Raw genomic sequence first — 1,323 nt, 5'->3', positions numbered from 1 at the left:
TACAAGGCCCGGGAACGTATTCACCGCAGCGTTGCTGATCTGCGATTACTAGCGACTCCGACTTCACGGGGTCGAGTTGCAGACCCCAATCCGAACTGAGACCGGTTTTTTGGGATTCGCTCCATCTTGCGATTTCGCAGCCCTTTGTACCGGCCATTGTAGCATGTGTGAAGCCCAAGACATAAGGGGCATGATGATTTGACGTCATCCCCACCTTCCTCCGAGTTGACCCCGGCAGTCTCCTATGAGTCCCCGCCTTTACGCGCTGGCAACATAGAACGAGGGTTGCGCTCGTTGCGGGACTTAACCCAACATCTCACGACACGAGCTGACGACAACCATGCACCACCTGTACACCGACCTTGCGGGGCACCCATCTCTGGGTGTTTCCGGTGTATGTCAAGCCTTGGTAAGGTTCTTCGCGTTGCATCGAATTAATCCGCATGCTCCGCCGCTTGTGCGGGCCCCCGTCAATTCCTTTGAGTTTTAGCCTTGCGGCCGTACTCCCCAGGCGGGGAACTTAATGCGTTAGCTGCGGCACAGACCTCGTGGAATGAGGCCCACACCTAGTTCCCAACGTTTACGGCGTGGACTACCAGGGTATCTAATCCTGTTCGCTCCCCACGCTTTCGCTTCTCAGCGTCAGTAGTGGCCCAGAGACCTGCCTTCGCCATCGGTGTTCCTCCTGATATCTGCGCATTTCACCGCTACACCAGGAATTCCAGTCTCCCCTACCACACTCTAGTCTGCCCGTACCCACCGCAAGTCCGAGGTTGAGCCTCGGATTTTCACGGCAGACGCGACAAACCGCCTACAAGCTCTTTACGCCCAATAATTCCGGACAACGCTCGCACCCTACGTATTACCGCGGCTGCTGGCACGTAGTTAGCCGGTGCTTCTTCTGCAGGTACCGTCACTTTCGCTTCTTCCCTGCTGAAAGAGGTTTACAACCCGAAGGCCTTCATCCCTCACGCGGCGTCGCTGCATCAGGCTTTCGCCCATTGTGCAATATTCCCCACTGCTGCCTCCCGTAGGAGTCTGGGCCGTGTCTCAGTCCCAGTGTGGCCGGTCGCCCTCTCAGGCCGGCTACCCGTCGTCGCCTTGGTGAGCCGTTACCTCACCAACTAGCTGATAGGCCGCGAGTCCATCCCAGACCGAAAAACTTTCCAAACGGTAGCCATGCGGCTCCGTCTCGTATCCGGTATTAGCTCCGGTTTCCCGGGGTTATTCCAGAGTCTGGGGCAGGTTACTCACGTGTTACTCACCCGTTCGCCACTGATCACCCAAGAGCAAGCTCTCGAGGTCACCGTTCGACTTGCATGT

1 rRNA gene is annotated in these 1,323 nt (G+C 57.1%); it reads right to left on the bottom strand.

Features of this window, described 5'->3' with window-relative positions:
* A 16S ribosomal RNA gene (locus CKO15_RS13740) occupies positions 1 to 1,323 on the bottom strand; the annotation flags it as partial.

Source organism: Halorhodospira abdelmalekii (genome assembly GCF_016583625.1).
In the GTDB taxonomy this organism is placed as follows: Bacteria; Pseudomonadota; Gammaproteobacteria; order Nitrococcales; family Halorhodospiraceae; genus Halorhodospira; species Halorhodospira abdelmalekii.
This window is presented reverse-complemented; position numbering and strand designations above follow the sequence as displayed.